This window comes from Pseudomonas putida, assembly GCF_004357765.1.
Taxonomy (GTDB): domain Bacteria; phylum Pseudomonadota; class Gammaproteobacteria; order Pseudomonadales; family Pseudomonadaceae; genus Aquipseudomonas; species Aquipseudomonas putida_U.
Genome location: NZ_SMTE01000007.1, coordinates 18,933 through 31,849 on the forward strand (window position 1 = coordinate 18,933; position 12,917 = coordinate 31,849).

The 12,917-nt window shown below is 60.7% G+C and carries 13 protein-coding genes and 2 tRNA genes; 9 read left to right on the top strand and 6 right to left on the bottom strand.

Translation table 11 applies throughout. The annotated features are described in order from the left end of the window. Positions 1-154 precede the first annotated feature (154 nt). Positions 155-231 (bottom strand) — tRNA-Met (locus tag E2H86_RS11640). Positions 232-364: 133 nt separating this feature from the next. Continuing rightward, positions 365-441: transfer RNA gene (locus tag E2H86_RS11645), tRNA-Met, on the bottom strand. Between the two features lie 221 nt (positions 442-662). On the opposite strand from E2H86_RS11645, the gene dinB reads away from it, so the two are divergent. After that, positions 663-1,721 (top strand): DNA polymerase IV, encoded by a 1,059-nt coding sequence (dinB, locus tag E2H86_RS11655; RefSeq protein WP_165976063.1) that lies wholly within the window; start codon positions 663-665, stop codon positions 1,719-1,721. A gap of 27 nt (positions 1,722-1,748) precedes the next feature. Here dinB and E2H86_RS11660 read toward each other — a convergent pair whose 3' ends face one another. From E2H86_RS11660 to E2H86_RS11670, 3 genes are all read right to left on the bottom strand, one after another. Further along, complete coding sequence (locus tag E2H86_RS11660) at positions 1,749-2,702, bottom strand: hypothetical protein (RefSeq protein WP_133327858.1); 954 nt, start codon at positions 2,700-2,702, stop codon at positions 1,749-1,751. Between the two features lie 20 nt (positions 2,703-2,722). Then, entirely contained in the window at positions 2,723-4,438 is a 1,716-nt protein-coding gene (locus E2H86_RS11665) for a proline--tRNA ligase (protein WP_133327860.1), read from the bottom strand. 160 nt (positions 4,439-4,598) lie between these two features. Next, on the bottom strand, positions 4,599-5,870 hold the full coding sequence (locus E2H86_RS11670; RefSeq protein WP_133327862.1) for an OprD family porin: 1,272 nt from the start codon (positions 5,868-5,870) through the stop codon (positions 4,599-4,601). 716 nt (positions 5,871-6,586) lie between these two features. Between E2H86_RS11670 and E2H86_RS11675 the strand changes: the two genes are divergently transcribed. Both E2H86_RS11675 and E2H86_RS11680 read left to right on the top strand, forming a co-directional pair. Beyond that, positions 6,587-7,006 (top strand): HIT domain-containing protein, encoded by a 420-nt coding sequence (locus tag E2H86_RS11675; protein ID WP_133327864.1) that lies wholly within the window; start codon positions 6,587-6,589, stop codon positions 7,004-7,006. Position 7,007: 1 nt separating this feature from the next. Further along, positions 7,008-7,220 carry a SlyX family protein gene (locus tag E2H86_RS11680; RefSeq protein ID WP_196172179.1) on the top strand — a complete coding sequence of 71 codons (213 nt, stop codon included), beginning with the start codon at positions 7,008-7,010 and terminating at the stop codon, positions 7,218-7,220. Between the two features lie 70 nt (positions 7,221-7,290). On the opposite strand, the gene E2H86_RS26405 is transcribed toward E2H86_RS11680, so the two are convergent. Continuing rightward, positions 7,291-7,884 carry a cold-shock protein gene (locus tag E2H86_RS26405; protein ID WP_133327868.1) on the bottom strand — a complete coding sequence of 198 codons (594 nt, stop codon included), beginning with the start codon at positions 7,882-7,884 and terminating at the stop codon, positions 7,291-7,293. Positions 7,885-8,164: 280 nt separating this feature from the next. On the opposite strand from E2H86_RS26405, the gene E2H86_RS11690 reads away from it, so the two are divergent. The 6 genes from E2H86_RS11690 to ruvC all read left to right on the top strand — a co-directional run bounded on the left by E2H86_RS11690 (position 8,165) and on the right by ruvC (position 12,821). Further along, on the top strand, positions 8,165-8,638 hold the full coding sequence (locus E2H86_RS11690) for a Dps family protein (RefSeq protein WP_133327870.1): 474 nt from the start codon (positions 8,165-8,167) through the stop codon (positions 8,636-8,638). A 229-nt stretch (positions 8,639-8,867) separates the two neighbouring features. Then, entirely contained in the window at positions 8,868-9,113 is a 246-nt protein-coding gene (locus E2H86_RS11695) for a ribbon-helix-helix domain-containing protein (protein WP_230385359.1), read from the top strand. 92 nt (positions 9,114-9,205) lie between these two features. Beyond that, positions 9,206-9,427, top strand: a complete 222-nt coding sequence (locus tag E2H86_RS11700) for an FmdB family zinc ribbon protein (RefSeq protein WP_133327874.1) — start codon at positions 9,206-9,208, stop codon at positions 9,425-9,427. Between the two features lie 95 nt (positions 9,428-9,522). Next, entirely contained in the window at positions 9,523-11,298 is a 1,776-nt protein-coding gene (aspS, locus tag E2H86_RS11705) for an aspartate--tRNA ligase (RefSeq protein ID WP_133327876.1), read from the top strand. A 111-nt stretch (positions 11,299-11,409) separates the two neighbouring features. After that, positions 11,410-12,156 carry a YebC/PmpR family DNA-binding transcriptional regulator gene (locus E2H86_RS11710; protein WP_133327878.1) on the top strand — a complete coding sequence of 249 codons (747 nt, stop codon included), beginning with the start codon at positions 11,410-11,412 and terminating at the stop codon, positions 12,154-12,156. 140 nt (positions 12,157-12,296) lie between these two features. After that, positions 12,297-12,821, top strand: a complete 525-nt coding sequence (gene ruvC, locus E2H86_RS11715) for a crossover junction endodeoxyribonuclease RuvC (RefSeq protein ID WP_133327880.1) — start codon at positions 12,297-12,299, stop codon at positions 12,819-12,821. Positions 12,822-12,917 lie beyond the last annotated feature (96 nt).

Here is a 12,917-nt window from a genome sequence, read left to right on the forward strand (position 1 = left end):
GGAGACGCTTTCAGCTGTCCGCCCGGGTTAAAGATAGTTCATGCTCAGGGCAGATCTTCAAGCCAGGTGCTGGGCAGAGGGGCGTGGGATTTTCAAATGACGAAAACAACAACGCCCACGCTGTTTTCACAGTGTGGGCGTTGTTCTGACGATATGGTTGCGGGAGCCGGATTTGAACCGACGACCTTCGGGTTATGAGCCCGACGAGCTACCAGGCTGCTCCATCCCGCGTCAGTGGTGCGCATTCTACAGTTTGGCTGATGGGTGTCAAGCGCTAACTGTTGATTTTTCGCTATTTTTTTTTGCGCCTTTTGGCGAGGCAAAGAAAAAGGCCACTGTCTGAACAGTGGCCTTTTCTTGAATCTGGTTGCGGGAGCCGGATTTGAACCGACGACCTTCGGGTTATGAGCCCGACGAGCTACCAGGCTGCTCCATCCCGCGCCTGTGGAATCGAATTCTACGGATTTCCGCTGGGGTGTCAAGCGTTAATGTGAAAAAAACCTTTTTCGTTCAGAAACTTAGCGCCGAAATCTGGCTTGCAGCTCAGGCGCCACGGGGCTTGTAGGCCGATTGTCGTGCCGCGCTGTGCGTGGACTGTCTTGGCAATAGCTCCATGCGGTACTATCTGTATGAATTTACAGTGCTGGCGAGCATCCATGTCATTGCGCAAAATCATCCATGTCGACTGCGATTGCTTCTACGCCGCGATCGAGATGCGCGATGACCCGCAATTGGCGGGCCGCCCGATGGCGGTGGGCGGCTCGGCGGACCGCCGTGGCGTGATCGCCACGTGCAACTATGAGGCGCGCGCTTATGGTGTGCGTTCGGCGATGTCCTCTCGGCATGCGCTCAAGTTGTGTCCGGACCTGGTGATCGTCAAGCCACGTTTCGATGCCTACCGTGAGGCTTCCCGCGAGATCCATGCGATCTTCCGCGACTACACCGAGATCATCGAGCCGCTTTCGCTGGATGAGGCTTACCTCGACGTCAGCGACAGTCAGTGGTTTTCCGGTAGTGCTACACGCATTGCCGAGGACATCCGTCGGCGGGTTGCCCGGACCTTGCATATCACCGTCTCGGCGGGGGTGGCGCCTAACAAGTTCCTGGCCAAGATCGCCAGTGACTGGCGTAAGCCCAATGGCCTTTTCGTGATCACCCCGGGAGAGGTCGAAGCCTTCGTCGCTGCTTTGCCGGTCGCCCGGCTGCACGGCGTGGGCAAGGTGACGGCCGACAAGCTGGCGCGGCTGGGCATCGATAATTGCCTGCAGTTGCGTGACTGGCCGCGATTGTCGCTGGTGCGGGAGTTCGGCACCTTTGGCGAGCGTTTATGGGGATTGGCGCGGGGCATTGATGAGCGTGCCGTACACAATGACAGCCGTCGACAATCGGTCAGTGTAGAAAACACCTATGACGCTGACCTGCCAGACCTGGCCAGTTGCCTGGAGCGCCTGCCGGATCTTCTGGCCAGCCTGAACGAGCGGATCGAACGCATGGACAGCAGCTACCGTCCGGACAAGCCGTTCGTCAAGGTCAAGTTCCATGATTTCAGCCAGACGACCCTGGAACAGGCCGGGGCCGGTCGCGACTTGGAAAGCTATCGGCAGTTGCTGGGGCAGGCATTCGCCCGAGGCGGCAAACCGGTGCGCTTGCTCGGCGTGGGGGTGAGGCTGCGCGATCTGCGCGGGGCGCATGAGCAGTTGGAGCTGTTTCCTTATAAATGAAAAGGGCCGCATCGCGGCCCTCGTTGATCATTGCATGCCGGGATCAGCTACCAGGCGCCCGGTGGCCTTGGTCAAGGCCTGCAGGAAATCCTCCTGCAGTTCCGGGTCGTTGCGGGTCAGTTCGATGAGGCTTTGCTCCATCTCGCTGGCTTCCTCTTCCAGACCCAGCTCGGACAGACGCTTGACCCTGTGCACCCACTGTCCCACGTCGTCGTCTTCGAGATCATCGAAGATCAGTTCATGGGCTTCGAGCAGCTTGTTTCGCAAGTTGGCGCTGACCAGCAGGCTGGCATCGCCACGTACCGCGTTGTCCTCGTCGAGTACCTGTAGATGCAAGGTGCCGACGTGGTTGAGGTTCTGCTCGGAGAACGGGCTGTCGAGCAGGTTCAGGCGCAGCACGCCATTACGGTCGGTCGTCAGCTCGTGGGTCATCTTGCCAGCCTTGACCTCCACCAGTCGCTCGCTCCACGGCAGGCTGCTGGACTCCTCACGCTTGTCCTTCTGCACTTCGCTGACCGCAGCCAGGTTCTGCTGGGCGCGGCCATTGGACTGCACGTTCATGAACGGGTTGAGTCCAGCCACACCATAGCTCAGCCAGTCATGGGTCACGCTTTCCGGCAGGTTCCCCAAAGCGAACACGTTGACCACATTGGCGCCGACACCGGCCACCACGGCCACCGCGCCCAGCGGAATCTCGTAGATCTCGCGCCAGGGCTGGTAAGGCGTGTAGCGATCGTAGCGTCGGGTCACTTCGAACTCGGTGACTTCGAAGCGTTTTTCCTCATGGACACGCACGCGCCGTTGCGGGAGCTCCATTACCTTCGGCTCGCCGACATCGATCTGCAGGGTATGTTCGAGCAGCTTGCGCTCGACGCGCTCCTCATGCTCGCTGCGCTGGGACATCTGGTTGGCGCAGCCGCTGACGAGCAGGGTGCCGCACAAGGCGGCCCCCCCCAGGGTAAAGGTACTTCGCTTGGACATGATCACTCGTGCATTGATTATCAGCGGCGGACGCGGGCCTGCAGGAAGGTCAGCACCTCATTGAGCGCAAGCGCCTGGGCGTCCTGCTCGGTGCGATGCTTGTACTCCAGGTTGCCTTCGGCCAGGCCGCGGTCGCTGACGACGATGCGGTGCGGGATGCCGATCAGCTCCATGTCGGCGAACTTGATGCCGGGGCTGGTCTTCTTGTCGCGGTCGTCGAGCAGTACTTCGTAACCGGCGGCGGTCAGTTCGGCGTACAGTTTGTCGGTCGCCTCGCGGACCACGTCGGTTTCGTAGCGCAGCGGTACCAGGGCGATCTGGAACGGTGCCAGAGCGTCGTTCCAGATGATGCCTTTGTCGTCGTAGCTTTGCTCGATGGCGGCGGCGACCACGCGCGATACGCCAATGCCGTAGCAGCCCATGGACAGGGTAACCGGCTTGCCGTTTTCGCCAAGCACCTGGCACTTGAGCGCCTCGCTGTATTTGGTGCCGAGCTGGAAGATGTGGCCAACCTCGATGCCGCGCTTGATTACCAGGGTGCCCTGGCCATCCGGGCTCGGGTCGCCCTCCACGACGTTGCGCAGGTCGGCGACCTGAGGAACTGGCAGGTCACGCTCCCAGTTGACGCCGAAGTAGTGCTTGTCGTCGATGTTGGCGCCGATGCCGAAGTCGCTCATGAGGGCGACCGAGCGGTCGATCACGCACTCCAGAGGCAAATTCAGTGGGCCCAGCGAACCTGCGCCGGCACCGATGGCCTCGCGCAGCTCGGCATCGGTGGCCATGACCAGCGGGTCGGCGACCTGCTCCAGTTTGGCAGCCTTGATTTCGTTCAGCTCGTGGTCGCCGCGGACGATCAGGGCGACCAGCTTGCCTTCCTCGGCGCCGCGCACGATCAGGGTCTTGACGGTCTTTTCGATTGGCAGGCCGTGGTTTTCCACCAGTTGCGCGATGGTCTTGGCATCTGGGGTGTCGACCAGACGCAGCTCCTCGGTAGGCGCCGGGCGTACGGTTTCACGCGGGATGGCCTCGGCCTTCTCGATGTTGGCGGCGTAGTCGGAGCTGTCGCTGAAGATCACGTCGTCTTCGCCGGATTCGGCCAGCACGTGGAACTCGTGGGAGTAGCTACCACCGATGGAGCCGGTATCGGCCTGCACCGGGCGGAAGTCCAGGCCCAGGCGGGTGAAGATGTTGGTGTAAGCCTGGTGCATGCGGTCGTAGGTTTCCTGCAGGGAAGCCTGGTCGGCATGGAAGGAGTAGGCGTCCTTCATGATGAATTCGCGTCCGCGCATCAGGCCGAAGCGTGGGCGGATCTCGTCACGGAATTTGGTCTGGATCTGGTACATGTTGAGCGGCAGCTGTTTATAGCTGGACAGCTCGTTGCGGGCCAGGTCGGTGATGACCTCTTCATGGGTCGGGCCTACGCAGAAGTCGCGCTGGTGGCGGTCCTTCAGGCGCAGCAGCTCTGGGCCATACTGCTCCCAGCGACCGGATTCCTGCCACAGTTCGGCAGGCTGAATGCTCGGCATCAGCACTTCCAGGGCGCCCGCTGCGTTCATTTCCTCGCGGACCACGTTCTCGACCTTGCGCATGACCCGCAAGCCCATCGGCAGCCAGGTGTACAGGCCGGAGGCCAGTTTGCGGATCATGCCGGCGCGCAGCATGAGCTGGTGGCTGATGACCACTGCATCGGCAGGGGTTTCTTTCTGGGTGGCGAGCAAATATTGACTGGTGCGCATGGTGGGCCGTGTCGATTGCCTAAGACATTGAAATGACCCCGCATTGTACGGGGGCGAAACGAAGGCGTACAGGATGCCCCAGGGCGGGGCGCTTGTCAGCCAAGAAAAAGCCCGGCGGGATAGCCGGGCTCTTTCAGGTGCGGGGCACTATAAGCCAGGCTTACAGGATGCTCAGCGGGTACTCGACGATCAGGCGCAGTTCGTCGATGGACGAGGAACCGTAGTAGACGCCATCGGAGGAGCGGTAGGTAGCCTGACGCACGCGGAAGCTCAGGTCTTTAGCCGGGCCTTCCTGCAGCACGTACTTGATGTCGACGTCGCGCTCCCATTCCTTGCCGTTGTTGGTAGTGGCGGTGTTGGCGCCAGTACCACGAACGTAACGAGTCATGAAGCTCAGGCCTGGGATGCCGTACTCGGCAAAGTTCAGGTCGTAGCGAGCCTGCCAGGATTTTTCGTCTTCGGCGTTGAAGTCGGAACGGGCCACGGAGTTGGCCAGGAATACAGTGCCGCCGCCGTCTACGCCATAGCCGTAGTCGCCATCACCGGTGACACGTTGGAAGGCCAGGGTGAAGGTGTGGGCGCCGATGTTATAGGCACCGGACAGGCTGAAGGCGCGGTTGTCGAGCTTGGTCGCGTCGTCTTTGGCGGCGCGCTGCAGGCCCTGGCCATCGCTCTTGGTGTCATAGATGTTGAAGTCGAACACCAGACCTTGATCATCGGAGATCGGCAGGGCCCAGTTGATGTTGGCGTAGTACTTGCGCCAGTAGTCTTCGACCTTGGAGTAGTACAGGCTGGTGGACAGGTTGTCAGTGAAGGCATAGGTGCCGCCGAATACGTCGGCGCTCTTCAACTGAAGGCTGTCGCGGTTGGTTTGCTCTTGCGCGGTCAGGCTGGTGAAGCGACCGGCGTTCAGGGTCAGGCCCTTGATCTCGCTGCTGGTGATCAATGCGCCTTGTGCGATTTCTGGCAGCAAGCGGCTGTCGTCAGTGGCGAACACAGGCAGCGCGGTGAATTGATCGCCGACTTTCAGTACGGTGTCGGAAATGCGGAATTTGACCGCCGCACCGCCTTTGGAGTAGTCGTCTTGCGAGCGGCCGTCAGAGCCGGTCGGGAACAGGCCGGTACCGGCGCGGCCTTTGCCGCTGTCCAGTTTCAGGCCGAGCATGCCGATGGCATCGAGACCTACGCCGATGGTGCCCTGGGTGAAGCCCGACTCGTAGGTGCCGAGGAAGCCCAGACCGGTCTCTTCGCTGCGGCTTGGGCCGGTGTCGTTGTTGCGACGGTCACGGCTGAAGTACAGCATGCGGGTTTTGACGCTCAGCGTGCTGTCTTCGATGAAACCTTTGGATTCATCCTGAGCAGAGGCGAATGCCAGCTGCGAGGTCCCTGCCGATACTGCCAGGGCGATCATGCTCCACTTCATCACGCGCATCGTGATTTGCTCCTTTGGTTTTTAGGAAGAGTACCGCTGCACCCAACATGTTTTAGTTATAGGGGCAGCTCTTTCTTGTTATGTCGGCGAAGATTTATAGCACGCTGACTGTTATTGGCGATATGACGAAAAAGATCCTTTCGGTAAGTTTATTCGCATGTCGCATTCAGGTATTTCCATGTCGCAAATCACACCCTTAGTTAGCGGGTGCATAACGCCAGCGCTGTTTCTTCCACCGTAACGAAACTGTAAAGAACGCTTCGGGCTCGGAAAACTCCCTGGGTAACCGACGACGCTGTAGTCATTTGTCGCGTTCACCTGACAATGCAGGTGTCGTGCCGACTTGGCGTGAAAGGAATGCAACAAGCGTGCTCAAAATACCCAACGTTTCATGAAATTTTCACAAAATGGGGGCGCAAGTGGGTAAACCCACCGAAAACACGGGGTTTTGCTTGTCTGATGGTGTGCCATAGTTAGCTTGCTTGCTTTCCTGGTAAAGCTTCCAGCTAACTCAATGTGTTACCGCAAACTGTTGATTCGTCGTGGGGAATGTGGCGGTAAATGCAGTCAGGGCCTCACCGAGGCCTCATTTTGGTGCGAAAAGTAGCGCTGTGTTACCGCCTTCGTGCACGCCCCTCCCTAATCGCCCACAGAGGAGTATCCTTGCGCGCAGGTCGCCAGTGTCGCTGGCCAGATTTTCCTCAAGGAGGTTTCCCGTGTTCGTCCTGGATTCGCGTTTGCAGGAGGATACCCTGGTGTTGGGCAGTTTTCCGTTGTGCCAGGTACTGCTGAGCAGAGATGCCAATTACCCCTGGTTCATTCTGGTGCCGCAGCGTGCCGAAGTCAGCGAGGTGTTCGACCTTGATGCCGAGGATCAGCAGCAATTGTGGAATGAAACCAGTTACCTGGCCAAGGCGCTTGCGGCGGCGTTTGGCGCTGACAAGATGAACGTCGCTACCTTGGGTAACGTGGTCGGCCAGTTGCACATGCATGTGATCGTGCGTTATCGCGACGATGCGGCGTGGCCCGCACCGGTATGGGGCAGATGTGAGGCCCGGGCATACACCGATGAACAAGTCGAGGGCATTCGTCAGCGCCTGCGTGCGGTACTCGATGCGCGCTTCGAGGAGGCTTGAGGTGGCAGAGGTAGATCGTATCGTCGAACTGGAGATGCGTCAGGCATTTCAGGACGACACCATCCAGGCGCTCAATGACGTGATTGCCGCGCAAGGCGAGGCGATCGTGCGGCTGCAGATGCAGGTATCCGAACTGATCAGGCGCTATGAGGAAGTGGTCGGTCAGTATGGCGCGGGCGAGGAAGGTGAGGAAGCGCCGCCGCCTCATTATTGATGCAGGCGCTGCAAGTGCGGGCGGGCATTGGCAGCGGAAGGCCCCGGATTCGCTCCGGGGCCGGATGGGATCAGCGGCGCGGTACCGCCACGACGTCTTCGGCCTGCAGGCCTTTGTCGCGGTGCATCACGGAGAACTCCACGCGCTGGCCTTCGACCAGGATGCGGTGGCCCTCGCCGCGGATGGCGCGAAAGTGCACGAATATATCGTCACCGGAGTCGCGGGAGATGAAGCCAAAACCCTTGGATGTGTTGAACCACTTCACCGTGCCCGTATCGCGTTTGCCGGCTTCCTGCGGCGTGCTTTGGGTGGCGCGGGCCTTGCGCCCGGTGCGGGTGAAGCTGGCTGCCAGATGCAGGAACACCGCCAGGGCAGCACATAGCAGTGCGGCGAGGTTGCCCAGTTCCGGGCGGGCCAGCAGGGTCAGGGTCTGCAACACCACCGCCACGACCAGCAGCGCGCTGGCCAAATGTTGCAGCTGTTGCCGTGCGCCACGGTAGTAAAGAGGAACCACGGGGGCGAGCAGCAGGTTGAGCAGGCCCAGCAGGGCCAGGTACACCGCCTCGGGTTGCTGCAGAAAAGGTGAAGCATCGGTTTTCAGGCTGGGAATGAGCGACAGCAGCAAGGCCGCTACGCCCGTCACTAGATGGACGATCTTGAACATGGGATTGGCTCACACTCGATAAGGCCGGTCACAGAAAAAAGCTGGCGGCACGGTGCGCATGAGGTATAGACGCGCGAAAACGTGATGGGCCAGCCTATGCACCCGGCATTTACAGTCCGCACGGGTGGCACGGTGCCTATTTAACCGCAAAGCCGGGGGCTTCTCAAACCGATGCCCCAGTTGCGGTCGCGTTGCCTCAGGTCACGGGCAGGGGTTGGCATCTGTTGCTACAGTGTGCGATGCCCGCTTGATCACCAAGCCATATGGAAAGGAGCGCTTCATGGCAATTGATATCGGTATCAGTGAAGAAGATCGCAAATCCATCGTCGACGGGCTTTCCCGGTTGCTATCGGACACCTATGTCCTATACCTGAAAACCCACAACTTCCACTGGAACGTCACCGGCCCTTCGTTCCGCACCCTGCACCTGATGTTCGAGGAGCAATACAACGAACTGGCCCTGGCCGTCGACTCGATTGCCGAGCGCATTCGCGCGCTGGGCTTTCCGGCCCCGGGCTCCTATGCCTTCTATGCCCAGCATTCCTCCATCGAGGAAGAACCTGGTGTGCCGCCTGCGCAGGAGATGATCCGGCAACTGGTTCAGGGCCAGGAGGCGGTCGTGCGCACTGCGCGAAGCATCTTCCCGGCGGTCGACAAGGTCAGTGACGAGCCGACCGCCGATCTGCTGACGCAGCGCATGCAAGTGCACGAGAAGACCGCCTGGATGCTGAGGGTGTTGCTCGAAGACCAGTGAGTGGCGTTTTCGTCACGCTGCGAGCGTCCGGTTACTCCGGGCGCTCTTGCCTGAGCGGGAACATTTTGCCGCTGCACTCGGGACGAGCCAGGGCGCTTCATGAGCGGACTGTAACCGCTGATCATGGAGAGCGCTGGTGGAATGCAAAGTACAAACGAATAAAGGAAGGGGCGGACAGGGGCCTTGGCCTGGGCGTCAGTGCGTCGATCCCTTCGACGCCGATTTCGACATGCGTCAGGCTCTGCCGGTGTCGCGCTCGGTGCGGCTCAACGGTTTTTCCACCTGTCTGCGCCTGGAAACCGTCTACTGGCGTATTCTCGAGGGCATTGCCGAGGTCAACCGCTGTTCGGTCAGTGCCGTGCTGTCCTACATTGACCGAGAGGTGCATCTGCGCCAGGGTGGTGTCCGCAACTTCAGCGGACTGATCCGGGTGATCTGCGTTGCCTGGCTGCTCGACCCACCCCATTTGCGCTAATCGCCGGGCGGGCTGCGCAGCGCTCCTTAACCATATATAATCCCGCTTTTTGCTGCCTTGGCAGCCAGCGTTGTGGTTGACGAGAGACACCCATGCCCCTTTATGACTATCAATGTGCATCCTGCGATCACAGGATGGAAGTACTGCAGAAGATCAGCGCCGCACCGTTGACCGACTGCCCGGCGTGTCAGGCGCCGGCATTGAAAAAACTACTGTCGGTACCCGGCTTTCGCTTGAGCGGCAACGGTTGGTATGAAACCGACTTCAAGACCGGGGCGAAGAAGAATCTGGCAGGCGGCGACAGCGCCGACTGACTTGAAGTGCATTAGCCGGGTCTTGCAGTAACAGTCCCAAGGGGCGGCCAAGGCCTTACCGATTTACACGAATCACGAGAAGCGAAACCACCATCATGATGCGCAGCCATTATTGCGGCCAACTGAACGAGAGCCTGGACGGCCAGGAAGTCACCCTTTGCGGCTGGGTCCATCGTCGCCGCGACCACGGCGGGGTGATCTTCCTCGACATCCGTGACCGCGAGGGCATGGCCCAGGTCGTGTTCGATCCCGATCGCGCCGAGACCTTCGCTGCCGCCGACCGCGTTCGCAGCGAGTACGTCGTGCAGATCACCGGCAAGGTGCGCAAGCGCCCCGACGGTGCGGTGAATGCCAACATGGCCTCCGGTGCCATCGAAATCCTCGGCTACCAGCTGAACGTGCTCAACGAAGCCGAGACCCCGCCGTTCCCGCTGAACGAATATTCCGACGTTGGCGAGGAAACCCGCCTGCGCTACCGCTTCATTGACCTGCGCCGTCCGGAAATGGCCGACAAGCTGCGTCTGCGTTCGCGCATCACCAGCAGTATCCGCCGCTACCTGGACGAGAACGGCTTCCTCGACGTCGAGACACCGATCCTCACCCGTGCTACCCCGGAAGGCGCTCGCGACTACCTGGTACCGAGCCGTACCCACGCCGGCAGCTTCTTCGCCTTGCCGCAGTCGCCGCAGCTGTTCAAGCAGTTGCTGATGGTCGCCGGGTTCGACCGCTACTATCAGATCGCCAAGTGCTTCCGTGACGAAGACCTGCGTGCCGATCGCCAGCCCGAATTCACCCAGATCGACATCGAGACCAGCTTCCTCGATGAAAGCGAGATCATGGGCCTGACCGAAGGCATGATCCGCAAGCTGTTCAAGGAAGTCCTGGACCTGGAGTTCGGCGAGTTCCCGCACATGACCTACGAAGAGGCCATGCGCCGCTATGGCTCCGACAAACCGGACCTGCGTATCCCGCTGGAACTGGTCGACGTTGCCGATCAGCTCAAGGACGTCGACTTCAAGGTCTTCGCCGGTCCTGCCAACGATCCGAAGTGCCGCGTCACCGCCCTGCGCCTGCCAGGTGGTGCCAGCATGCCGCGCAGCAAGATCGACGAGTACACCAAGTTCGTCGGCATCTATGGTGCCAAAGGTCTGGCCTACATCAAGGTCAACGAGCGTGCCAAGGGCGTCGAAGGCCTGCAGTCGCCGATCGTCAAGAACATCCCTGAGGCGAACCTCAACACCATCCTCGATCGCGTTGGTGCCGTTGACGGTGACATCGTGTTCTTCGGCGCCGACAAGGCCAAGATCGTCAGCGAAGCCCTGGGCGCGCTGCGTATCCGCCTGGGTCACGACTTCGAGCTGCTGACCTGCGAATGGGCACCGATGTGGGTGGTCGACTTCCCGATGTTCGAAGAGAACGAGGACGGCAGCTTCACCGCATTGCACCACCCGTTCACCGCGCCGAAGTGCACCCCCGAGGAGCTCGAGGCCAACCCGGCCACCGCGCTGTCGCGTGCCTACGACATGGTGCTCAACGGTACCGAGCTCGGCGGCGGTTCGATCCGTATCCACCGCAAGGAGATGCAACAGGCGGTATTCCGTCTGCTGGGTATCGAGGCGGCTGAACAGGAAGAGAAATTCGGCTTCCTGCTCGATGCCCTGAAGTTCGGTGCTCCACCCCACTGTGGTCTGGCCTTCGGCCTGGACCGCCTGGTCATGCTGATGACTGGCGCCCAGTCGATTCGTGAAGTGATTGCCTTCCCGAAAACCCAGAGCGCCGCCTGCGTCATGACCCAGGCCCCGGGTATGGTCGACGCCAAGGCCCTGCGTGAGCTGCATATCCGCCTGCGTGAGCAGACCAAGGTCGAGTAAGCGGGCCCCGGGCGCATCCACATGGATGCGCCTTTGCGTTACGGCGCAGGATTTTTCGTTGCGCCCCGTCAGGGGCGCAGTTGTTTGTGTTTCAAAGGATTCGGAGTCGTTATGGCTGGTCATTCCAAGTGGGCGAACATCAAGCACCGCAAAGAGCGCCAGGATGCCAAGAGAGGCAAAATCTTCACCAAGTGGATTCGCGAGCTGACCGTCGCTGCCAAGCAGGGTGGCGGTGATCCGGCTTCCAACCCGCGCTTGCGCCTGGCCCTGGACAAGGCCTTGGGCGCCAACATGAGCCGCGACATCATCGATCGCGCCGTGGCCCGTGGTGCCGGTACCAATGAAAGCGACAACGTCGAAGAGCTCAGCTACGAAGGCTACGGCCCAGGTGGTGTGGCGATCATGGTCGAGGCCATGACCGACAACCGCAACCGTACCGCCGCTGCCGTGCGTCATGCCTTCACCAAGTGTGGCGGCAACCTGGGGACCGATGGCTCGGTGGCCTACCTGTTCGAGCGCAAAGGGCAGCTGAGCTTTGCCCCAGGCGTCGATGAGGACGCATTGATGGAGGCGGCGATGGAGGCCGATGCCGACGACGTAGTGGCCAACGAAGACGGCTCGTTCGAGGTGTTCACCTCGTTCAACAGCTTCTATGCGGTGCGCAACGCTCTGGAAGAAGCCGGCTTCAAGGCCGCGGACGCTGAAATCGTCATGCAGCCGACCACCAGTGCCGAGCTGGATCAGGAGGGTGCCGAGAAGGTGCTCAAGCTGATCGACATGCTCGAAGACCTGGACGACGTGCAGAACGTCTACTCCAATGCGCAGATTTCTGACGAGATCATGGAGAATCTCGGCTAAGATTTTGCGTTTGGCCTTAAGGGCCTATTCGCGGGCAAGCCCGCTCCCACAGGTACTGCGCCGATGTCAGATTGAGTGCTGCCCCTGTGGGAGCGGGCTTGCCCGCGAATAGGCCATTACATATTGAAAAAACAGGCGTTATGACTCTGATTCTTGGTATCGACCCCGGCTCGCGCATCACCGGTTATGGCGTGGTACGCCAGACTGCCCGTGGTTGCGAGTACGTGGCGTCGGGCTGCATCCGCACCGGCAGCGGCGAGCTGCACGAGCGGTTGCAGATCGTTTTTCGTGGAGTCAGCGAGATCATCCGTCTGCATGGCCCGATGACCATGGGCATCGAGCGGGTGTTCATGGCGCGCAACGCCGATTCGGCGCTCAAGTTGGGCCAGGCCCGGGGAGCAGCCATCGTCGCTGCCGCCGAGGCTGGTCTGGAAATCGCCGAATACAGTGCCACCCAGGTCAAGCAGGCTGTCGCCGGCACCGGTGGTGCGAACAAGGAGCAGGTGATGATGATGGTCATGCACCTGCTCAAACTCACCCAGAAGCCCCAGATCGATGCCTCCGACGCGCTGGCCATCGCCCTGTGCCATGCCCATACCCGTTCCAGCCTGGTACCCCATGGCCTGGCCACGGCGCGGCGGCGCGGCGGGCGCTTGCGTCTTTGAGCGCTTCATGCGCTGATACACATTTTGTCCGGGTGAAGCGTTCACCCGTTGCATTTGCTGATAGGGTTGAGCGGTCTTCGACCGGCTCCCCGAGAG

What these genes read in the sequence shown, in the direction of transcription:
- E2H86_RS11660 (WP_133327858.1), bottom strand. Translation starts at nt 2,702, where the DNA reads ATGTCCAAGCGAAGTACCTTTACCCTGGGGGGGGCCGCCTTGTGCGGC.
- E2H86_RS11665 (WP_133327860.1), bottom strand. Translation starts at nt 4,438, where the DNA reads ATGCGCACCAGTCAATATTTGCTCGCCACCCAGAAAGAAACCCCTGCC.
- E2H86_RS11670 (WP_133327862.1), bottom strand. Translation starts at nt 5,870, where the DNA reads ATGCGCGTGATGAAGTGGAGCATGATCGCCCTGGCAGTATCGGCAGGG.
- E2H86_RS26405 (WP_133327868.1), bottom strand. Translation starts at nt 7,884, where the DNA reads ATGTTCAAGATCGTCCATCTAGTGACGGGCGTAGCGGCCTTGCTGCTG.
- E2H86_RS11690 (WP_133327870.1), top strand. Translation starts at nt 8,165, where the DNA reads ATGGCAATTGATATCGGTATCAGTGAAGAAGATCGCAAATCCATCGTC.
- E2H86_RS11695 (WP_230385359.1), top strand. Translation starts at nt 8,868, where the DNA reads ATGCGTCAGGCTCTGCCGGTGTCGCGCTCGGTGCGGCTCAACGGTTTT.
- E2H86_RS11700 (WP_133327874.1), top strand. Translation starts at nt 9,206, where the DNA reads ATGCCCCTTTATGACTATCAATGTGCATCCTGCGATCACAGGATGGAA.
- aspS (WP_133327876.1), top strand. Translation starts at nt 9,523, where the DNA reads ATGATGCGCAGCCATTATTGCGGCCAACTGAACGAGAGCCTGGACGGC.
- E2H86_RS11710 (WP_133327878.1), top strand. Translation starts at nt 11,410, where the DNA reads ATGGCTGGTCATTCCAAGTGGGCGAACATCAAGCACCGCAAAGAGCGC.
- ruvC (WP_133327880.1), top strand. Translation starts at nt 12,297, where the DNA reads ATGACTCTGATTCTTGGTATCGACCCCGGCTCGCGCATCACCGGTTAT.